Origin of the sequence: Parasegetibacter sp. NRK P23, assembly GCF_023721715.1 — a bacterium.
In the GTDB taxonomy this organism is placed as follows: Bacteria; Bacteroidota; Bacteroidia; order Chitinophagales; family Chitinophagaceae; genus Parasegetibacter.
This window is the reverse complement of the sequence record NZ_JAMDLG010000001.1, coordinates 1,763,230-1,780,943: the sequence shown is the minus strand read 5'-3', so window position 1 is coordinate 1,780,943 and position 17,714 is coordinate 1,763,230. Positions and strand designations below refer to the sequence as shown.

Annotated in this window: 16 protein-coding genes; 5 read left to right on the top strand and 11 right to left on the bottom strand. The window is 48.4% G+C overall.

Annotation, left to right across the window (positions count from 1 at the left end; all coding sequences use genetic code 11):
* The first annotated feature begins 41 nt into the window (after window positions 1-41).
* Window positions 42-653 carry a peptidylprolyl isomerase gene (locus M4J38_RS07280; RefSeq protein WP_251758884.1) on the top strand — a complete coding sequence of 204 codons (612 nt, stop codon included), beginning with the start codon at window positions 42-44 and terminating at the stop codon, window positions 651-653.
* 5 nt (window positions 654-658) lie between these two features.
* Here the strand turns inward: M4J38_RS07280 and M4J38_RS07275 are convergent, their stop codons facing one another.
* Both M4J38_RS07275 and M4J38_RS07270 read right to left on the bottom strand, forming a co-directional pair.
* The gene (locus M4J38_RS07275) at window positions 659-2,188 is read right to left on the bottom strand and encodes a SulP family inorganic anion transporter (RefSeq protein ID WP_251758883.1); all 1,530 of its coding nucleotides are present in this window, start codon (window positions 2,186-2,188) and stop codon (window positions 659-661) included.
* Window positions 2,189-2,351: 163 nt separating this feature from the next.
* Window positions 2,352-2,753 carry a hypothetical protein gene (locus M4J38_RS07270; RefSeq protein WP_251758882.1) on the bottom strand — a complete coding sequence of 134 codons (402 nt, stop codon included), beginning with the start codon at window positions 2,751-2,753 and terminating at the stop codon, window positions 2,352-2,354.
* Between the two features lie 176 nt (window positions 2,754-2,929).
* On the opposite strand from M4J38_RS07270, the gene M4J38_RS07265 reads away from it, so the two are divergent.
* From M4J38_RS07265 to M4J38_RS07255, 3 genes are all read left to right on the top strand, one after another.
* On the top strand, window positions 2,930-3,271 hold the full coding sequence (locus M4J38_RS07265; RefSeq protein WP_251758881.1) for a single-stranded DNA-binding protein: 342 nt from the start codon (window positions 2,930-2,932) through the stop codon (window positions 3,269-3,271).
* A gap of 83 nt (window positions 3,272-3,354) precedes the next feature.
* Window positions 3,355-3,831: a GAF domain-containing protein gene (locus M4J38_RS07260; RefSeq protein WP_251758880.1), complete on the top strand. Its 477-nt coding sequence runs from the start codon at window positions 3,355-3,357 to the stop codon at window positions 3,829-3,831.
* A 33-nt stretch (window positions 3,832-3,864) separates the two neighbouring features.
* On the top strand, window positions 3,865-4,476 hold the full coding sequence (locus tag M4J38_RS07255; RefSeq protein WP_251758879.1) for a DUF1080 domain-containing protein: 612 nt from the start codon (window positions 3,865-3,867) through the stop codon (window positions 4,474-4,476).
* An 81-nt stretch (window positions 4,477-4,557) separates the two neighbouring features.
* Here the strand turns inward: M4J38_RS07255 and M4J38_RS07250 are convergent, their stop codons facing one another.
* The 8 genes from M4J38_RS07250 to M4J38_RS07215 all read right to left on the bottom strand — a co-directional run bounded on the left by M4J38_RS07250 (window position 4,558) and on the right by M4J38_RS07215 (window position 13,541).
* Window positions 4,558-6,024, bottom strand: coding sequence for a TolC family protein (locus M4J38_RS07250; RefSeq protein ID WP_251758878.1), 1,467 nt, complete (start codon window positions 6,022-6,024; stop codon window positions 4,558-4,560).
* Window positions 6,025-6,043: 19 nt separating this feature from the next.
* Complete coding sequence (locus M4J38_RS07245; protein ID WP_251758877.1) at window positions 6,044-7,396, bottom strand: ABC transporter permease; 1,353 nt, start codon at window positions 7,394-7,396, stop codon at window positions 6,044-6,046.
* A gap of 17 nt (window positions 7,397-7,413) precedes the next feature.
* On the bottom strand, window positions 7,414-8,796 hold the full coding sequence (locus tag M4J38_RS07240; RefSeq protein WP_251758876.1) for an efflux RND transporter periplasmic adaptor subunit: 1,383 nt from the start codon (window positions 8,794-8,796) through the stop codon (window positions 7,414-7,416).
* A gap of 83 nt (window positions 8,797-8,879) precedes the next feature.
* Window positions 8,880-10,307, bottom strand: a complete 1,428-nt coding sequence (locus M4J38_RS07235; RefSeq protein ID WP_251758875.1) for an L-serine ammonia-lyase — start codon at window positions 10,305-10,307, stop codon at window positions 8,880-8,882.
* Window positions 10,308-10,389: 82 nt separating this feature from the next.
* A complete protein-coding gene (locus M4J38_RS07230; protein WP_251758874.1) occupies window positions 10,390-10,893 on the bottom strand; it encodes an FKBP-type peptidyl-prolyl cis-trans isomerase in 504 nt (167 codons plus the stop codon).
* 63 nt (window positions 10,894-10,956) lie between these two features.
* Window positions 10,957-12,408, bottom strand: coding sequence for a M28 family peptidase (locus M4J38_RS07225; RefSeq protein ID WP_251758873.1), 1,452 nt, complete (start codon window positions 12,406-12,408; stop codon window positions 10,957-10,959).
* Window positions 12,409-12,439: 31 nt separating this feature from the next.
* The gene (locus M4J38_RS07220) at window positions 12,440-12,925 is read right to left on the bottom strand and encodes a TlpA disulfide reductase family protein (protein WP_251758872.1); all 486 of its coding nucleotides are present in this window, start codon (window positions 12,923-12,925) and stop codon (window positions 12,440-12,442) included.
* 16 nt (window positions 12,926-12,941) lie between these two features.
* Complete coding sequence (locus tag M4J38_RS07215; protein WP_251758871.1) at window positions 12,942-13,541, bottom strand: RNA methyltransferase; 600 nt, start codon at window positions 13,539-13,541, stop codon at window positions 12,942-12,944.
* Between the two features lie 75 nt (window positions 13,542-13,616).
* Between M4J38_RS07215 and M4J38_RS07210 the strand changes: the two genes are divergently transcribed.
* The gene (locus tag M4J38_RS07210) at window positions 13,617-16,649 is read left to right on the top strand and encodes an AsmA family protein (RefSeq protein ID WP_251758870.1); all 3,033 of its coding nucleotides are present in this window, start codon (window positions 13,617-13,619) and stop codon (window positions 16,647-16,649) included.
* On the opposite strand, the gene M4J38_RS07205 is transcribed toward M4J38_RS07210, so the two are convergent.
* Window positions 16,650-17,570 carry an alpha/beta hydrolase gene (locus tag M4J38_RS07205; RefSeq protein WP_251758869.1) on the bottom strand — a complete coding sequence of 307 codons (921 nt, stop codon included), beginning with the start codon at window positions 17,568-17,570 and terminating at the stop codon, window positions 16,650-16,652.
* Window positions 17,571-17,714: the final 144 nt, after the last annotated feature.

Here is a 17,714-nt window from a genome sequence, read left to right as displayed (position 1 = left end):
ACACGGCTGCACGTTAGCAAAAAGGCGGTAAATTCGCAGGTATGAATTTCCGATCTCTCCTCACATACCTGTTCCTTCCCGCAATACTCCTGTCCGGCTGTGCCGAACAGGAACCACAAAAGCATTACGACCATCCCGTGGTGATCGTGCAAACGAAGTTTGGTGACATCAAAATGGAACTTTACCCGGAAAAAGCACCCGCCACCGTTGCCGGATTCCTTACCAATGTGGACTCGGGCTACTATAAAAATTGTGCTTTCTACCGTGTGCTGCGCGACGACAACCAGATCTCCGGTGCGTTGCACGCTCAACTCATCCAGGGCGGAATATGGGTTACCAATTACAAGTTAAAGGCTAAGATGAAGCCCATTCCGCATGAATCAACCAAGGAATCCGGCTTGCTGCACAAGCGGGGCACTGTTTCCCTCGCGCGCGCTGAACCGGGAACCGCCACCTCCGAATTTTTTATCTGCCTCGAAGATGAACCCGGTTTTGATTTCGGCGGCGAGAACAATGCTGACGGTTTAGGATATGCGCCTTTCGGGAAAGTACTGGAAGGCATGGACGTGGTAAAAAAAATCCATGAGCAGCCGGAATATAAGCAACGTTTCAGGCCATTGGTAACGATTGTGGATGTTAAACGGGCGAAGTAAGCGGTTTATTCATTCCCCACTACGCTGTATGCAGGATCCTCCAGTACATTCACTTCAATCACATCGGCAGCGTTTTTTAACAGTTGCCTGCAATCAGGGCTCAAATGCAGCAGGTGCAATTTTTTACCGGCGCTCCGGTATTTTTCCGTGAGCTTGTTTAATGCGTCTATGGCGCTCATGTCTACCACCCTGCTCTCTTTAAAGTCTATGATCACTTCGCCCGGATCAGCCTGCACATCAAATTTCTCCGTAAACCTTGTTACGGACCCGAAGAACAGGGGGCCATATATTTCATAGTGCTTCGCCCCGTTTTCATCCAGGTATTTCCGGGCACGGATTCTTTTCGCGCTTTCCCAGGCGAATACCAACGCGGAAATGACCACACCGATCAGGACTGCTAAGGCCAGATTGTGCAACCAAACCGTAATCGCGGCAACCAGCACCCCTACAATGATATCAGATTTGGGCATCTTGTTGATGATGCGTAAGCTTATCCATTCAAACGTGCCGATGGATACCATCACCATTACGCCTACTAATGCGGCCATCGGCACTTTCTCAATCACCGGCGCACCGAAAAGTATGATCAGCAATATTGTAAGTGCCGCCACAATTCCCGATAAACGCGCCCTTGACCCCGCGGAAAGGTTTACAAATGTTTGCGCGATCATGGCGCAACCACCCATGCCCGTAAAGAGCCCGTTCAATACATTGGCACTGCCCTGTGCCACACATTCTTTATTGCCACGGCCCCTGGTTCCGGTAATTTCATCCACCACATTCAGCGTCAGCAAACTTTCGATGAGTCCAACACCGGCCATAACCAGCGCATACGGGAAAATCACCTTCAGCATTTCAAGATTAAACGGCACTTCAGGAAGATGGAAAGGAGGAAATCCTCCGCTGATGGATGCGATGTCTTTAACTGTTTTCGTATCAATGCCAAACCCAGCGACAATCGCGAACACTACCGCGATGGCAACCAGCGAGGCGGGTACCGCTTTGGTGATTTTAGGAAAAAAAATCACGATCAGTACAGTGAGCAATACCAGCGAAAGCATTACATACAGCGTTGTTCCACTTAGCCAGGAACCGGTTCCGGGCATCCGAAACTGCTGCAACTGAGACATGAAAATGATCACCGCCAGTCCATTCACAAATCCATACATCACCGGCTGCGGAACAAGTTTGATGAATTTCCCGAGTTTAAAAACGCCAACCAGAATTTGTAATAGTCCCGCCAGCAGCACCGCGGCGAAAACATATTCCAACCCGTGACTTTGCATCAACGCGATCAGCACCACCACTGTTGCACCTGCACCACCCGACACCATTCCCGGACGACCACCCAGTACAGCGGTTACCAACCCCATGATGAATGCGGCATACAAGCCAGTAAGCGGCGAAAACCCGGCAAGAATCGCGAAAGAAAGAGATTCAGGGATCATCGTCATAGCAACGGTCAGGCCCGCGAGTATTTCGGTTTTGTAGTTTACTTTTTGTGAAAAGTCGAATAAGTTAAACAATGCAGCCATGAAAGAAAATTTGAAGGCAACCAGAATGAAGAATGAACACAAAGCATATTTGAGCAAAAGCCTTGACTTTACGCCCGGGTGTGATATTATTATATCAGGGTGGAGTAACTTTCAAGAAGGAGGTATTCATCATTTCGGAGCGAAAGTAAGAAAAAACAGACAATTACTTTTCATTGAGTAATGGTTTCGAATTAAGCTGAAAAGCCGCGTAAATGGGGCGCAGCCGCCGCACCAGCACCATTTCCTTCGCTTTCATTTCATAGCTGGTATCATAGCATCCGCATCGGAAACCGCCCGTTTCTTTAGGTACCTGGTGGGTAAAATAATAAAAGCTGAAGCCACGGGCCAGCAATTCCTCTTTGGTAACCAGCACTTCTTCATAGTCCTTCAGCAGTTGGTCCAGAATGGACCTGTTCTTTTTCAGCAGGTGGTTCACGATCCGTATATCAGGCGTAGTGCAGGCCTTCTGGCTGTTGTTGTAATTATTTCTGCAGTTTTCATCACAATATTTTTTGTCGCTCCGGCCCCTGATCTTTTCGCCGCACTGGATACATTTTCTTTCCATCACATCAGTTGTTGGTGAACAATGGCGCAAAGCTAGCAGCTGTGTTTCAGCCTTTAAACCGTGTTTTAACGCTTATATCATGTTATAAACACTTATCGTTCGACTGCTCAATAACGGAAGGTGCAATTTTGTATTGAAAACGGCCGTGAATATTCAGAAATCAAAAATCGTGTAACATGAATGCTTTAAAAAACAAAGTGCAATTGATCGGTCACCTCGGTGCGGCACCGGACATCAGGGAAATGGATACGGGGAAAAAACTGGCAAAAATGAATATTGCTACCAATGAAACGTACAAGAACAGCCAGGGTGAAAAAGTAACGGAAACGCAATGGCACCAGGTAATCGCCTGGGGGAAACTTGCGGAAATCGCGGAAAAGCTGTTGGATAAAGGTACCGAAGTGGCCGTGGAAGGTAAACTGCAATCCAGGACCTATACCGACAAGGAAGGTGTACGCCGCTATGTAACCGAAGTGTGCGCGCAGGAACTCCTGGTGCTGGAGGGTAAAAAAGTGTAGTGGTGGTAGTAGGTCCGGGAGGCCAAAGCTCCGGTGGAGGCCTCCCTTTTCAATCCTTTCGGTATCTTTGCAAAAAAAGGAAAATGGCTGAAGACCTGTTGGTAGAACAAGGAACCAAGGAAGAACAATATAAGTCACTGGTGCCGCAACTGAAGGCGCTGGTGGAAGGTGAACCCGACCTGATCGCTAACCTCGCGAATATTTCAGGCGGATTGAAAGAGCAGTTCAGGTGGTGGTGGGTAGGTTTTTACCTGGTAAAAGAAAGCGAATTGGTGCTCGGGCCCTTCCAGGGACCAATCGCCTGTACCCGTATTAAAAAAGGGAAAGGCGTATGTGGTACCAGTTGGGAAAGAGCCGAAACACTGATCGTTCCTGATGTGGACGCATTCCCGGGGCATATCGCCTGCAGCAGCCTTTCCAAATCGGAAATTGTTGTACCCGTGGTGAGGAACGGCGAAGTGGTGGCCGTACTGGATGTTGACAGTGAACACCTGGATCATTTTGATGAAACGGATAAGAAATTCCTGGAAGAAATCGTCGCGTTTATTCCCGGATGGTAGTTTGCTCTATCTTCGTAATCATAAATCAACCAGATGAAAAAACTGTTGCTTGCAATCGGCTTCCTGACCTTTATAGGCGTTTCGGTAAACGCGCAAAAAAGAAAATCCATCTTCAATGGGAAAAACCTTTCCGGCTGGACGGTACACGGTACTGAAAAATGGTATGTAGATAAAGGTGAACTGGTTTGTGAGAGCGGGCCGGATAAGCAATATGGCTACCTGTCCACCCAAAAGAAGTACAAAAACTTCATCCTTGAACTCGATTTTAAACAGGAAGACAATGGCAATTCCGGCGTATTTTTCCGTTCATCCATTGAAGGGGTGAAAATTCAGGGATGGCAGGTGGAAGTAGCGCCTCCGGGGCTGCATTCAGGGGGCATCTATGAGTCTTATGGCAGAGGATGGCTCATTAAACCGGATGCGGAAAAAGAGGCCGCGCTGAAGCCCGGAGAATGGAACACCATGAAAATACAGGTGATCGGAGATGAAGTGACCACCTGGCTGAATGGTACCCAGATGGTGTTTCTGAAGGACGAAAAAATAGGCGCCGCGAATGGATTTCTCGCTTTGCAGATCCATGATGGTGGTGGCATAAAAGTGCGGTGGAAAAACATCCGAATCCAGGAAATCAAGGATAAAAAATAGACAGAAAAAGAAAGCGTACCAGCTAAAGCGGGGCATTGGGCATTGCCTTAGCTGATACGCCTCTTAAGGTTTAATGGTTGGTTACTTGCGGCTAACCCCGGCCGTTATTTTTTGTTCTTTTTCAAAATCGAATAAGGTAATTCTCCGGAGGGTATAATATGCTACCCAGTATTCCTGGAGTATCCTGGTGTAATCAATCAGGGCTTTGTCTTTGGCATCTTGCGCCAATCCCAGGTCGGTAATACTGATCTTGCCGAGCAGGTACCTGTTTTTGGCCACATCATATCTTTTCTGGGCGATGGTGTCACTTTTGGCTGCGATCACAATACCGGTCTGCAATTGAATGAACCTGTTCACGACATTCTCCACTTCAATGTCAAAATCCTTCTGCTGGTATTGTTGCTCGGCGCGCACCGCTTCCAGGTTTTTTCGGGCCGCCTCTTCCTGGTGTTTGTTCTTTCCGAATCCGAAGAGTGGAATACTGTACCCGATGTTCACCTGCTGCGCGTTCAGCGGATCCTGGTAGGCGTTGGATAAAGAGGTGGCGGTTTGGTTGAGTCCATAGCTCAGGAAAATATCGCCGCTGGCGAACCGGTTGCTCTGACTTCTTTTAACGTCGGCTTTCGCCTGGTTTTCCAGCAGGCTCAATCCGATGAGGTCACTGCGGTTGGCGCGGGCCTCTCTTATGGCGATGGTTTTATCCACCGCAAGTATGGGCGCGTCTTTTACGGGAGTTAGTTTGAAGGTTACAGGAGCGGTGATGTTGAGCAGGTTCCGGAGCCGTTTGGTATTAACTTCCACACGCACCTGGCTTTGGGTGACGGCGTTCTTCGCGTTCATTAATTGCAGTTCCACCTGGAGGAGTTCGTTCTCCGCGATCTTTCCTACGTTGAACCTGCCCTGGGATATTTTAAAAAGCGTATCGTTGATGGCTTCGTTGCTGCGGGCGTTCTCATATTCCATGCTGGCCACATAGAGATCGAAGTAGGTTTGTGTGATGCGCACACTGAGGTCTTCATTGTCCTCTACCAGTCCCTTTTCGGCCTGTTTGATGCGGAGTTTTTCCTGCTCAAAATTCCATTTAACGGAATTGAATAATGTGAGGGGCTGGCGCACACCTATGGCGAAAGGTGTGGTCTGGAACTGCTTTTGGAAAAACGGCTGCTTGTTGGTGAACTGGCTCAGGTTGGAAGTCACGAAGGCGGTCCCACCAGTCCAGAAGATATTCTGTTCCACCGTCAGGTTCGTGCTGATATTGGAGCGGCGGAAAGACTGCACCTTATACGAACCATCGGGCTGCACCACATTATCCAGGCGACTGTCGTAAGAAGGGAGCACGCCACTGAGGGACACCTGGGGTTTTAAACCGGCCATGAACGCGTTATAACGGTGCTGAACGGATTCATATGCCGCGTTGATTTTTTTGGAGAGCATGCTTTGGGATTTTCCCATGTTGATCGCTTCTTCCAGCGACAAGGGCATGTTATCCTGTGCGGAAACCTGAACGCTTGTGAAAAAAAGCGCGGCCGCAAGGGTGAATGACTTCATGTATAAGGGTTTATGTGTGTTATTCGCTTTTTAAACTGACAACCGGGTTGTTGGCGGCCGCCTTCCGGGCCGGGAACCAACCGAAAAGTAGTCCGGTAAGTGCTGAAATGGAAAAAGAAAGCATGATGGAGAAAAGGCTCACTGAAGTTTCAATATCCGTCACTTTCTCGATCGCGATGCTGATGCCCACGCCCAGCAGCACACCAATAAGGCCACCGGTAACGCATAAGCTGATAGCCTCACTCAGGAATTGAAGCACCACATCCTTTTTGGTGGCGCCGATGGCGAGCCGAAGTCCTATCTCCCTGGTTCTTTCCAGTACGGAGGCCAGCATGATGTTCATGATGCCGATGCCCCCGACGATCAATGAGATAGAGGCGATAATGGCCAGTACGATATTAAAAAGTTGTTTTGTTTTTTGTTCCTGCTTCAACAGCAATTCCGGTACAATGATCTCCACATCTTTGCTGCCGCCGTGCCGCCTGTTCAGCATCCTGGTCATCAGCTCAACGGTGGGTTGTACCATGCCGGTCTCAGCAACATGTATGACCATTTTGTCCAGTTGGTGGTAGTTGCCTCTTGCCCCGGAATTCCGGTACATTTGCATCTTATATGGCGTTAGACGGGAACGGTCCTGTATGCGCATAAGCATGGTGGGTAGCGGGGTGAATATCTGCTCATTCACATCACGGATCGAGAACCGGGCAGACTCTTTTCCAATGGTTGCACCCTGCTCCAACACACCGACAATTTTTAACCACTCGCGCCCACATTTGATGGACTGGCCGATAGGGTTAATGCCCGGGAAATATTTCTTTTCAATGTTCCAGCCAATGATGCATACCGGAATGGCTTCAGCCAGGTGTTGTTCCGTAAAAAGTTTGCCCTTGGCCAGTTTGGTATTGGTGGATTCAAAGAAATGATTGGTAACACCGGTTAGTTTTCCCTTACCGGAAATACCCTGGTAAAGAATATTGACATCCATTTCTGATTCGGCGCTGATATACGAAATGGAAGGTATCTGGAGGAGGTTTTCAACATCCGCGAGTCGTAAACCGGAAGAAACATTCCTTTTAGGGGCCATGTTCTTTTCAACGGCTTTTTCCTCTCCGGATTCATCCGACTGTTCCGCTGCTGGCTCCTGACGTCCTGAACCGGGAATCACTGCTTTCACAACGATATTATTGGAGCCAACCTGTTTGATCTGCTGAAGTATCTCCCTTTCTGCCCCCTTCCCGATGGCCAGCATGGCGATCACTGACGCCACACCGAATATGATGCCGAGAGAGGTGAGCAAGGCGCGCACTCTGTTGGTCAACAACGCGGACAGACCGATCCGGAAGTTGAACCACAACCGCTGTAAGTAATTCATGGCTATAGGTTAAAGGGTTATTCAGATTCAATGATCACCATGCCTGAACTCGCCGGCGCACTTTGCTTCGCTTCTTTGGCAGCCATCTCTTTCATTTGTTTGACCAGACTGCTATCTAGCGTGATCAATTGAGCTGGCTTTTTGGTTTGCTTCGCATCTATGCCTTTAAAGGCCAGTCCCGAAGTATCGGAAGGGAGAGAAAGAAAAATTGTTTCGCCACCAGCAAGCCCGTTACTGATGATGGCCGCGGTTTCATTGGAACTATGCACCACCACTTGTTGTTTTTGAAGTACACCGTCTTTACGGAGGTACACGAAGCTTTTTGCGCTTTCAGAAAAAATACTTTCTAGAGGCACCTGTACCACATCTTTGTATTGCTCGGTAAGTATCTTACAGGAGACGGTCATGGCCGGACGAAGTTCATCGTCTTTCGTGGTTACATCTATGAGTACCTCGAATACTTTGGCGTCGCTGTTGGGCCGCTCTTCCCCGATATTGGCGACGGATTTCACCACGCCTTCCAACTTCTTATCGGGAGAAGCATCGAGGGCGATACTCACTTTCTGCCCCACACGAACACGTTGCACGTCCACTTCGTTTACGTAGGTGAACACTTCCATTTGTGTGAGGTCGGGCAGGGTGGCCACTGTGGGGCTCCAGAGGTCGATCTGGGAGCCGACGGCTTTTTTCTGGCCGTTCCAGTTCTTTTCGTAGATCACCATTCCCCCTTTGGGCGCGGTGATGTTCAGTTGTTGCATCAGGCGCATGAGCCGCTCGTTCCGGTTCATGAGTTGCGCCATATCGCTTCCGTAGATCTGGAGTTTGGTCTGGGCCTGTATTTGCTTTGTTTTGTAGTTTTCTTTTTTCTGCTTAAGGGTTCTTTCTGTTTTCTCATAATCCAGTTGCACCCTGTTAATTTCAGCGGGGGCTTCAAACCTGCTTTGCTCTTTTTCAAGCACCTTTTGTTTCAGGTCGTATTCGAGGTTCTGGATTTCATCGCGGAGGCCCCTCATTTCAAGCATGGTATCCAGGGTAGCCTGCTTGATCTGTGCGTTCATTTTTTCGATCTCGATCCGCTGCTGGTTCATTTTATCCATGAGGGAGCTGTTGTCCAGGCTGGCAACAAATTCACCTTCCTTTACGGTGCTTCCTTCGGCGACCATGTCGGAGATTTTGATCTGGTAAACCCCCACCTGTTGCAGTTCGGGCGGCGCCATGATCCGTGTATTGCTTTTGCTTCGAAGTTCTCCGGAAGTGGTGATCATCACTTCAAAATCACCTTTCTTTACCTGGTGTACCAGTTCGGCGGATGTTTCTTTTTTGCTGAAGAAGAGGAAATAGGAAAGGATGGCAACTGCAATAAGGAGCAGTACCACGAGTAAGGGTTTGTTTCTTTTCATGACTGGGCTAATGGTTAAACGCCCACAATTTATATGCTATATGTATGCGCCGCTGTTAGAGCATTGTTAATCCGGATCAACACTCAGCATTCACTAAGCGAGAGCGGAATGTTCACAGCAAGTCCGCCGTCGGCGGTCTCCTTGTATTTGCTGCTCATGTCAAGTGCGGTTTCCCACATGGTTTTAACCACTGCGTCGAGGGATACTTTGGCAAAATCCGGAGAACTTTGTAAAGCCAGTTGAGAAGCGGTGATGGCTTTAATGGCGCCCATCGTATTTCTTTCTATGCAGGGTACCTGCACCAACCCGGCAATGGGGTCACAGGTGAGGCCGAGGTGGTGTTCCATCGCTATTTCAGCGGCCATCATGGCCTGGCGTTGTGTTGCGCCCATGCTTTCCGTTAAACCGGCCGCGGCCATCGCGGATGAAACGCCGATTTCGGCCTGACAGCCACCCATAGCCGCAGATATGGTGGCTCCTTTCTTGAAGATGCTGCCGATTTCGGAAGCGGTCAGCAAAAAATGGATGATCTTTTCCTTCGTATACCCATCACAGAAAGCCACATAGTATTGCAATACGGCTGGAATAACGCCTGCCGCTCCATTGGTAGGTGCCGTTACTACTCTTCCGAATGAGGCATTTTCTTCATTTACGGCTAATGCAAAACAACTTACCCAGTCGAGGATGTATTTAAAGTCGGTGCCGCCGGCGCGGATCGCCAACAGCCAACTGTCGTAGTCGGAATAGGTTCTTCCGGCCAACAGTTTCCTGTTCAGTTCCGCAGCCCTTCGCTTCACTTTCAATCCACCGGGCAAAACCCCTTCTGTATGACATCCCTTGTAAATGCAGTCGCGCATCGTTTCCCATATATGCCATACGCCCGCACTCGTCTCCTGCTCGCTCCGCCAACTCAGTTCATTCTCCGCCACTATTTCATGGATGCTCATGCCCGTTTTCATGCACCAGTGCATGAGGTCAGCGGATTTTTCTATCGGGAAAGGCAATTGAACAGATGCGCTACCGCCCTTTGGGGCATTTTCCTGCACCACAAAACCACCGCCTATCGAGTAATAGGTTTCGGCAATGTTTGTGCCCCCCTGCATCTCAGCCAGGAAAGTCACCGCGTTGGGATGGAACGGAAGTGATTCCTGGAACAGAAATACAATATCCGTTGAAGGAACAAAATGGATCAGCCGCTGCCCCGCAAAGTTCAATTCCTCTTTAGCAGCAATATCATGAATGCGGTCCTGCAATTTCGTAGTATCGAATGTTACCGGATCCTCATTGCACAAGCCCAGTTGCACCGCGATATCCGTACCGTGCCCTTTCCCGGTTTTCGCGAGTGAGCCATATAAAAGCACCTGTACTTTTTCCAGATTTTCCAACCCGTGTTCAGTGGCGATTTTATGCGCGAACATGGCCGCGGCCCTCCAGGGACCAAGTGTATGAGAACTGGATGGCCCTACGCCAATTTTGAACATATCGAATACGGAGATGGATTCCTGTGACAAAGCGCTTAATTTTTACAAATGTATATGAAAAAACCCCGGAACGGATTCCGGGGTTTACGTAAGGATCAAATCTATGTACGAATCAATTAAAGTCTACCAGTTCTACTTCAAATATCAGGATCGAATTGCCGGGAATGACCACTTGTTGTGTTTGCTGATCTTTTACATCCGCGCTTCCATAGCCGAGTGCTGGTGGAACGTAAATAGTAATATTGCCATTTCTTCCGATCAGGGGGATGGCTTTTTTCCAGGCTTCTATTAAACCACCAAGTTGAAATCCAACACCCGACACGTTGCTATCAAAGGTAGCCCCATTTACCAGTTTGCCTGAATACCTGACAAATACACTTCCACAAATATCCTTTGGTTTTTCTGTTGAACCAGAATCGGTGATATTGTAGTAAAGGCCACTGCAATGTTTGGTCGCAATAATGTTATTTGTGTCTAGATAAGTTTCCAATGCCAGCACCTGCGCATCAGGAGCTTTGCCTGCACAAGGATCATAATTACAGGCCTGATCATCTGTTTTCAGGCATCCCGTAAACACAATGGAAAGAATGGACATTCCCAATATAAACTGCTTCATGCTGCTAATCTGTTTGTACCTTGATTGAATTTGAGCTTTAACCGTTGCACGAAGTAAGTAAATTTATTCCTTCCACCGCCAGTCGCCCGCTATTTTAAGCGGTTCTTTCAACCCAGCCTGCTCCAGGAACGTTTTTATGGCGGCATCATCGAGTTTTGTAGCTGGAATTTCCGTAGTATTCGCCATGGCCCAGATCATCATCGCGGAGAACCGAACCTGGTCCTTCATCCATTCCGGTTTAATCAAGGAGATATCATCACAACTTGCATGGTAGCACCTGTAAATGGACGAGGGCATATTGTTCACCGAAGAAGCGGTAGGAATGCCTTCCAGCATAAAAGGCTGATGGTCGCTGTGTAAGCCAGCCCCCTCACCTATCCTGTTCTGAAAAACGGTATCTGTTTTACGGATTTGTTCACCTACGACTTTAAAAAAAGATAGCGCCTCCTTTCGTCCACCGATATTAAATCCGATGGTGGCACCCGACATATCAAAATTGAATACATATTTAATATTCCCAAGCGTATTGCTCTTTTTTGCGTCCTCAACATAAAATTTCGATCCGAGAAGCCCTTGTTCTTCTCCCATAAACAACACAAATTCGATAGTTCTGTCAAAAGACAGGTTCAATGCTTTAAAAGTCCTGGCGATATCGATGATCTCATATGCGCCAAGTCCGTTATCTGTCGCGCCTGTTGCAAGGTCCCAGCTATCCAGGTGCGCGGCCACCACGATTTTTTCGTTGGGGTATTTTTTGCCGGGGATGGAAGCGATCACGTTCCTGGCTTCGATGGTACCGCTGAAATTGCGCATGGAAACGGAAGCACGTAGCGCACCCGATGCCAGTTGCCGTTTCAGGCGCATCCCATCTTCGTATGTAATGTTTACGGCCGGGATAGGGTTCACTTTTCCAGTAACCGACGCAGTTCCCGTAAGCAGGATACCGCCTTCCACGCCGTTAAACAGGATTACACCAGCGGCCCCGTACCGGATCGCCAGCGCTGTTTTTTCCGAACGGTGGAGGTTTTTAGTACCTGTGGCCGTTCCGGGAAGTAAGCCCAGCGCGGCGAAAACGATTTTTCCTTTTGCTTTTTCAGGAGCCGACAAATAATCCGCTTCCAGTCCGTTTCCCATATCCACCATTTCGTGGGTGATGTCCACTTTTTCAGGAGAATGGCCCAATGCCACGGCCTTCACTTCTTCCTGGCGGCCATCGGGCCCAATAATATGCAGGTGAATGGACTCACGGCTCCAGCTCTCGGCTTTGAACGGCTGGAAAGTGGTGGTGAGACCATAAGTTTTAAGTAAACGAAAAGCGTCTTCTTCCGCCTTTTTTCCGTTGGTGGAACCTGTTAAACGATGGCCGATTGTTGCCGTGGATTTTTTCAGGTTCTGGTAGGCTTCAGAACGCTGTTGTACTTCTTTATTAATGGAATTGAATACGGCAGTCTGGTCCTGCGCCTGCACATTCCATGCAATGAGCAGCACTGCCGCGAGTATTACCGGTTTTCTCATAAAGCGATTTGCTGTAAAAATAGTGGAAGCGTTAATTCAAACCAATTGCATCTTTCAGCCGCGCCTCAAAGAAAGGCGCTTTCATCTGGGTCTCAAAAAACTTGCGGTGCTTCGTTTTGTTGTTGAGAAAAAGGGTGGCCGGGATGGCGCCTGACCAGGAGGGATCGATTTTGGGACAGAACACATCGGCATTCGTTTCATCGAGCCACACGATCTCCGCGTTGAAATGATGTTTCTGCGCAAAAGCCTGGATTTTGGCCGGATAGAAAAACGGCAGGTCCAGGCTAACCAGTAGCAGTTTCACCTTCTGTCCTTTGTATTTCTCCGCGATCTCCTGGAACCAGGGTATTTCTTCCACGCAAGGTTTACAGAATGTGGCCCAGAAATTAACGACCACGGGTGTTTCACTTTGTTCGAGGTAACGCTCCAGGTCCGCGATTTTCCAGCGGCGAATCTCCTGGGCGGAGGCCATTATTACCAACAATAAACCGATCAGTACCAGTGAAAATCTTTTCATTTCAATCTTTTTTCGATCACACTTCAGGAGAGGGCCAGTTGATGCTCCAGTGTTCCATTTGCGCATCGATGGCTTCGGGAGACAACTTCGGATGGTCATAATGTCCCGCATTTGTCTTTTGCCGCAACGCTTCATAAAGGGTCACCGCACAGGCCACAGAAATATTCAGCGACTGGATCACCCCCATTTGCGGAATCACGAAATTGCCATCGGCCAATCCCCGGAGCTTTTCAGTTACACCTTTTCTTTCGTTGCCAAAAACAAGCGCCAGCGGCTCCCTGAAATCGATCTCGTACAAACCTACGGAATCGGTCCCCAAATGGGTTGTTAAAATGCGCCCATAGCGCGCACGAATGGCTGCCACACAGGCTTCCGGATCGGAGAACTGGTGCACCTTCACCCACTTCCAGGCAGAAGAGGAACTTCTGAAGCCCCAACGTTTATGGGCATCGGCCAGCGTGTTGAGCACATAAATTTCTGGTATACCTATTGCATCGCAGGTACGCATCACCGCTGAAATGTTGTGCGGGTCGGTAATATTTTCCAGCAACACTGTAATGTCCGGCTGCCTTTTTTGCAATACAGTGAGCAGTTTATCGTGTCTTTCAGGCGTCATATCAATAAATTCACGGCCCGAAATTATAAAAACACCAGATTTGTACCTTATTTCGTATCAATTAACCCATGACCTATGGCAAAGAAAATATTGAAGATATCCGGCATCACGTTGTTAGTACTCCTTTTACTTGCTTTTATCCTGCCCTTCTTTTTTAAAGATAAAATCGTGGCGCTGGTTAAAACAGAAGTGAACAAGAACCTGAACGCGAAAGTTGATTTTAAGGATGCTTCCCTTTCTTTTTTCAGGCATTTCCCCCGTGTTTCGCTTGCGCTGGAAGACTTGTACATCGCCGGGGTGGATCATTTTAAAGGCGATACGCTGTTGCAGGTGAAAGAACTTGATGTGGCCGTGAACCTGTGGAGCGTGATCGGCGGAGACCAGATCAAGGTGCATGCGGTAAACCTGGAATCCCCCACGATCCACGCCATTGTGGACAAGGAAGGGCGCGCCAACTGGGACATCGCTTTGCCGGATACTTCGACTTCGGTCTCAACGGATACAGCCGCCTTTAACATTGCCCTGAAACAGTACGCCATCACGAACGGCAATATCCGTTACGATGATGTTCCCGGGAACATGTATGCGCAGATCACCCGGCTTGACCACAGCGGCAGCGGCGATTTTACCCAGGACCTCTTCACGCTTCAAACCAAAACATCCGCCGAAAAAGTGGATTTCAGCTATGGCGGTGTTCCTTACCTGAACGCGGTTAAAACGATTTTGAATACCGATATCGGCATCAATACCAATGAAAGCATCTATACTTTTGATACGGATGATGTTCAACTTAATGAGCTCAAATTGAATACGAAGGGTTCGTTTCAACTGGTGAACGACAGCTCCTATAAAATGGACATCAGTTTCAAAACACCAGACAACACGTTTAAAAGCATACTGTCCCTGATACCGGCAGTATATTCCACAGAATTTGATAAAATACAAACAAAAGGAACCGCCGCGTTTGAAGGTATGGTGAAAGGTATGTATACCCCCACACAACTGCCTGCCTTCAACGTTGCGTTACAGGTAAAGGACGGCTTTTTCCAGTACCCCGATCTTCCAAAGCCTGTACAGAATATCCAGGTGGATGCAAAGTTGAGCAATCCTGATGGCGTAACCGACCATACCGCTATTGAAGTAAGCCGCGGCCATATTGAAATGGACAATGAGCCGTTCGATTTCAAATTCATCTTCCGCAACCCTGAAACCATCAAATACATTGATGCCGTTGCGAAGGGAAGACTCGATCTCTCCAAACTCACCCAGTTGGTAAAACTGGAAAAGGGTACACAACTCGGGGGCATTATTCACGCGGATGTTTTCGCGAAAGGCAATATGTCGGCAATCGAAAACCAATCTGGTCCGTTCACGGCCGGCGGCTTCCTGGATGTGCAATCGTTGAATTACGCGTCTCCCGCTATCCCCCAACCCGTGAAGAACGGCAATATGCGCATCAACATCACCAACGAAGGTGGCGTGGCCGATCAAACCAATATTTCTATACCGGCCGGTCACATTGAGTTTGGCGCCAACCCGGTGGATTTCACGCTGAATCTCCTGAAGCCGGTCACCGATATTATTTTTTCCGGGAGCGCAAAAGGTAAATTCGACCTGAACACAGTGCAGCAACTGGTTACGCTGGAACCCGGCACTTCGCTCAGTGGAATGGTGGAGGGCGATGTAACATTCGCCGGCAGCAATAAACTGGTGGAAGAAGAAAAGTACGACCAGATCAAGCTGAATGGTACCGTAGCCGTGAATAACCTGAAATATGCCGATAAAGACTACCCCGAAGGTGTTGCCATTTCCAGGACAAGCGCCACGATGAACAATGATGTGATTACACTGAATGAACTGCGCGGCAATTTCAAAAAGACCAATTTTTCCGCCATAGGCACACTGAACAACGCTATTGGTTATGCGATGAACGATGAAACGCTTTCCGGCAAACTGAATGTGAAAGCCGATAAAATGAACCTGAACGACTGGATGGGAACGGATACCGCCACAGCCGAAGCTTCCGCATCATCGGATCCATTCCTGGTTCCCGGGAAGATCAACTTCAACCTTACCGCCGCCGCGGATGAAGTGGTGTACGATAAAGTGACTTACAAAAACGTTCACGGTAACCTTCAACTGGCGAATGAAACGGTTACCTTGCAACAACTGCAAACCGAAGCGCTGGATGGCACCATCGCTTTTAACGGCACTTATTCGACGCTGCGCAACAAACAACAGCCCGATATCAGTATCTCCTACGATGTAAAGAACGTGGACGTACAAAAAGCGTTCTTCGCGTTCAATACCGTTCAGCAACTGATGCCGATCGGCCGGTTCCTGGGTGGAAAACTAAGTTCACAACTCAGTATGAACGGAAAACTGGGCGGGGATATGATGCCGTTGCTGAATAGTCTTACCGGTGAAGGAACCCTGTTCCTGATCGATGGTTTCCTGAAAAAGTTCCAGCCTTTGGAGAAACTGGCCAGTTCGCTGAATGTGAGTGAACTGAAAGAAATCAGCCTGAAGGATGTGAAAAATTATTTTGAATTCGACCACGGCAAAGTGCTCGTGAAGCCGTTCACCGTAAAAGTGAATGACATTGAAATGGAGATTGGCGGCACACATGGTTTTGACCAATCCATCAATTATCTTGTAAACCTGAAAGTACCCAGGTCCAAACTGGGAAGCCAGGGCAATAACCTGCTGAACGGCCTGGTTACACAGGCCAACAATAAAGGCATACCCGTTAAACTTGGTGAAACGGTGAACTTCAATGTTGTGATGACCGGCAGCATGACCAATCCCAACCTGAAATACGACCTGAAAGAAGTGGCGGGTGATGTGAAAACGCAGCTGCAGGAACAGGCGAAGGAGTTTGTACAAACCAAAGTGGACAGCGCCAAAGCCGCTCTGAAAGATACCGCTCAGGCCATCAAAAAGGAACTCCTGAAATCCGCCGAGGAAGAACTCAGGAAAAAGCTCCTCGGCAATAAAGACACGGCTGCTTCCATTACCCCTGCACCGAACCCCGTAAAGAAAGCAGAAGAAACATTGAAGGGAATTAAAGGTTTACTTAAGAAGAAAGATACTACCTCTAAAAACTGATCATTTCACGATAGGTTTCAGCCAATTTTCCAACGCGGTCAGCCATTGCTGGTAAGTATTGTCGTTTTTGCGCATTCCCCATCCATGGCCACCGGTAGGAAGTTCTAATAGTTCGGTCCGTATTTTCAGGCGCTGCAGAGCATCACGGTAAAGGCGGCTGTTCTCAATTGGAACGGCTTTATCGTCCAGGCTGTGCGCCAGGAATGCCGGTGGTGTTTTTTTATCGATTTGTTTCCAGGTGGTGAATTGTTGTTCAAGGACGGGATCGGGCTGGTTCCCGAGCAACTGGTTCCTTGAACCAGCGTGTGTGACGGCAGTTTCCATGGAAATAACAGGATAAATTAAAATGCTGAAATCGGGTCTTGCCGTAAACTTTTTAAGCGGATCATTTTTTAACGGCGTTTCTTTATACAATACGGAAAGGCTTGCCGCCAGGTGTCCGCCTGCTGAAAACCCGGCTACGCCTACTCTTTTCGGATCTACATTCCACTGCCTAGCTTTTGACCGCACCAGCCGCATTGCCTGTTGCACATCTTCCAGCGGAATAAAACTGTGCTTATTCGGAAGCCTGTATTTCAATACGAAGGCGGCTATGCCCCGGTCGTTCAACCACTTTGCAAACTCGTGTCCTTCATGGTCGATGGCGAGAATGCTGTATCCGCCGCCGGGGCAGATCACTACTGCCGGGATATTCTTTTTCGAGACATCACCGGCAGGAAGGTAAACATATAAAGTTGGAGTGGTTACGTTCCTGACCCTGCCATTTTCCTTCAGCTCGGGTTCGGCAATTCCATTGGAATCAGGTACGCCCTGCGGCCAAAGCGGGATTTCCAGCCCTTGCTGGGCCTGGCTATTTGTATTACAAGCAACAGACATCATCAGGAAGGATAACTTTAAAAAAACAGATCGTAACGTTTTCATCCGCAAGCATTTTAGCGCAAACAATTTACGAATTCATCTTTTACCGGCTTTAAATCTTTCCTTGCCCAGGGCTTTTGGGCACAGAATTACCTCCCGATGGCATATTTTTTTAAGCGGTTCTCCTATTGTTCACCAATAAATACG

Bases quoted from the DNA above. Each gene is read 5' to 3' on its own strand.
- M4J38_RS07280 (WP_251758884.1), top strand. From the start codon at position 42: ATGAATTTCCGATCTCTCCTCACATACCTGTTCCTTCCCGCAATACTC.
- M4J38_RS07275 (WP_251758883.1), bottom strand. From the start codon at position 2,188: ATGGCTGCATTGTTTAACTTATTCGACTTTTCACAAAAAGTAAACTAC.
- M4J38_RS07270 (WP_251758882.1), bottom strand. From the start codon at position 2,753: ATGGAAAGAAAATGTATCCAGTGCGGCGAAAAGATCAGGGGCCGGAGC.
- M4J38_RS07265 (WP_251758881.1), top strand. From the start codon at position 2,930: ATGAATGCTTTAAAAAACAAAGTGCAATTGATCGGTCACCTCGGTGCG.
- M4J38_RS07260 (WP_251758880.1), top strand. From the start codon at position 3,355: ATGGCTGAAGACCTGTTGGTAGAACAAGGAACCAAGGAAGAACAATAT.
- M4J38_RS07255 (WP_251758879.1), top strand. From the start codon at position 3,865: ATGAAAAAACTGTTGCTTGCAATCGGCTTCCTGACCTTTATAGGCGTT.
- M4J38_RS07250 (WP_251758878.1), bottom strand. From the start codon at position 6,024: ATGAAGTCATTCACCCTTGCGGCCGCGCTTTTTTTCACAAGCGTTCAG.
- M4J38_RS07245 (WP_251758877.1), bottom strand. From the start codon at position 7,396: ATGAATTACTTACAGCGGTTGTGGTTCAACTTCCGGATCGGTCTGTCC.
- M4J38_RS07240 (WP_251758876.1), bottom strand. From the start codon at position 8,796: ATGAAAAGAAACAAACCCTTACTCGTGGTACTGCTCCTTATTGCAGTT.
- M4J38_RS07230 (WP_251758874.1), bottom strand. From the start codon at position 10,893: ATGAAGCAGTTTATATTGGGAATGTCCATTCTTTCCATTGTGTTTACG.
- M4J38_RS07225 (WP_251758873.1), bottom strand. From the start codon at position 12,408: ATGAGAAAACCGGTAATACTCGCGGCAGTGCTGCTCATTGCATGGAAT.
- M4J38_RS07220 (WP_251758872.1), bottom strand. From the start codon at position 12,925: ATGAAAAGATTTTCACTGGTACTGATCGGTTTATTGTTGGTAATAATG.
- M4J38_RS07215 (WP_251758871.1), bottom strand. From the start codon at position 13,541: ATGACGCCTGAAAGACACGATAAACTGCTCACTGTATTGCAAAAAAGG.
- M4J38_RS07210 (WP_251758870.1), top strand. From the start codon at position 13,617: ATGGCAAAGAAAATATTGAAGATATCCGGCATCACGTTGTTAGTACTC.
- M4J38_RS07205 (WP_251758869.1), bottom strand. From the start codon at position 17,570: ATGAAAACGTTACGATCTGTTTTTTTAAAGTTATCCTTCCTGATGATG.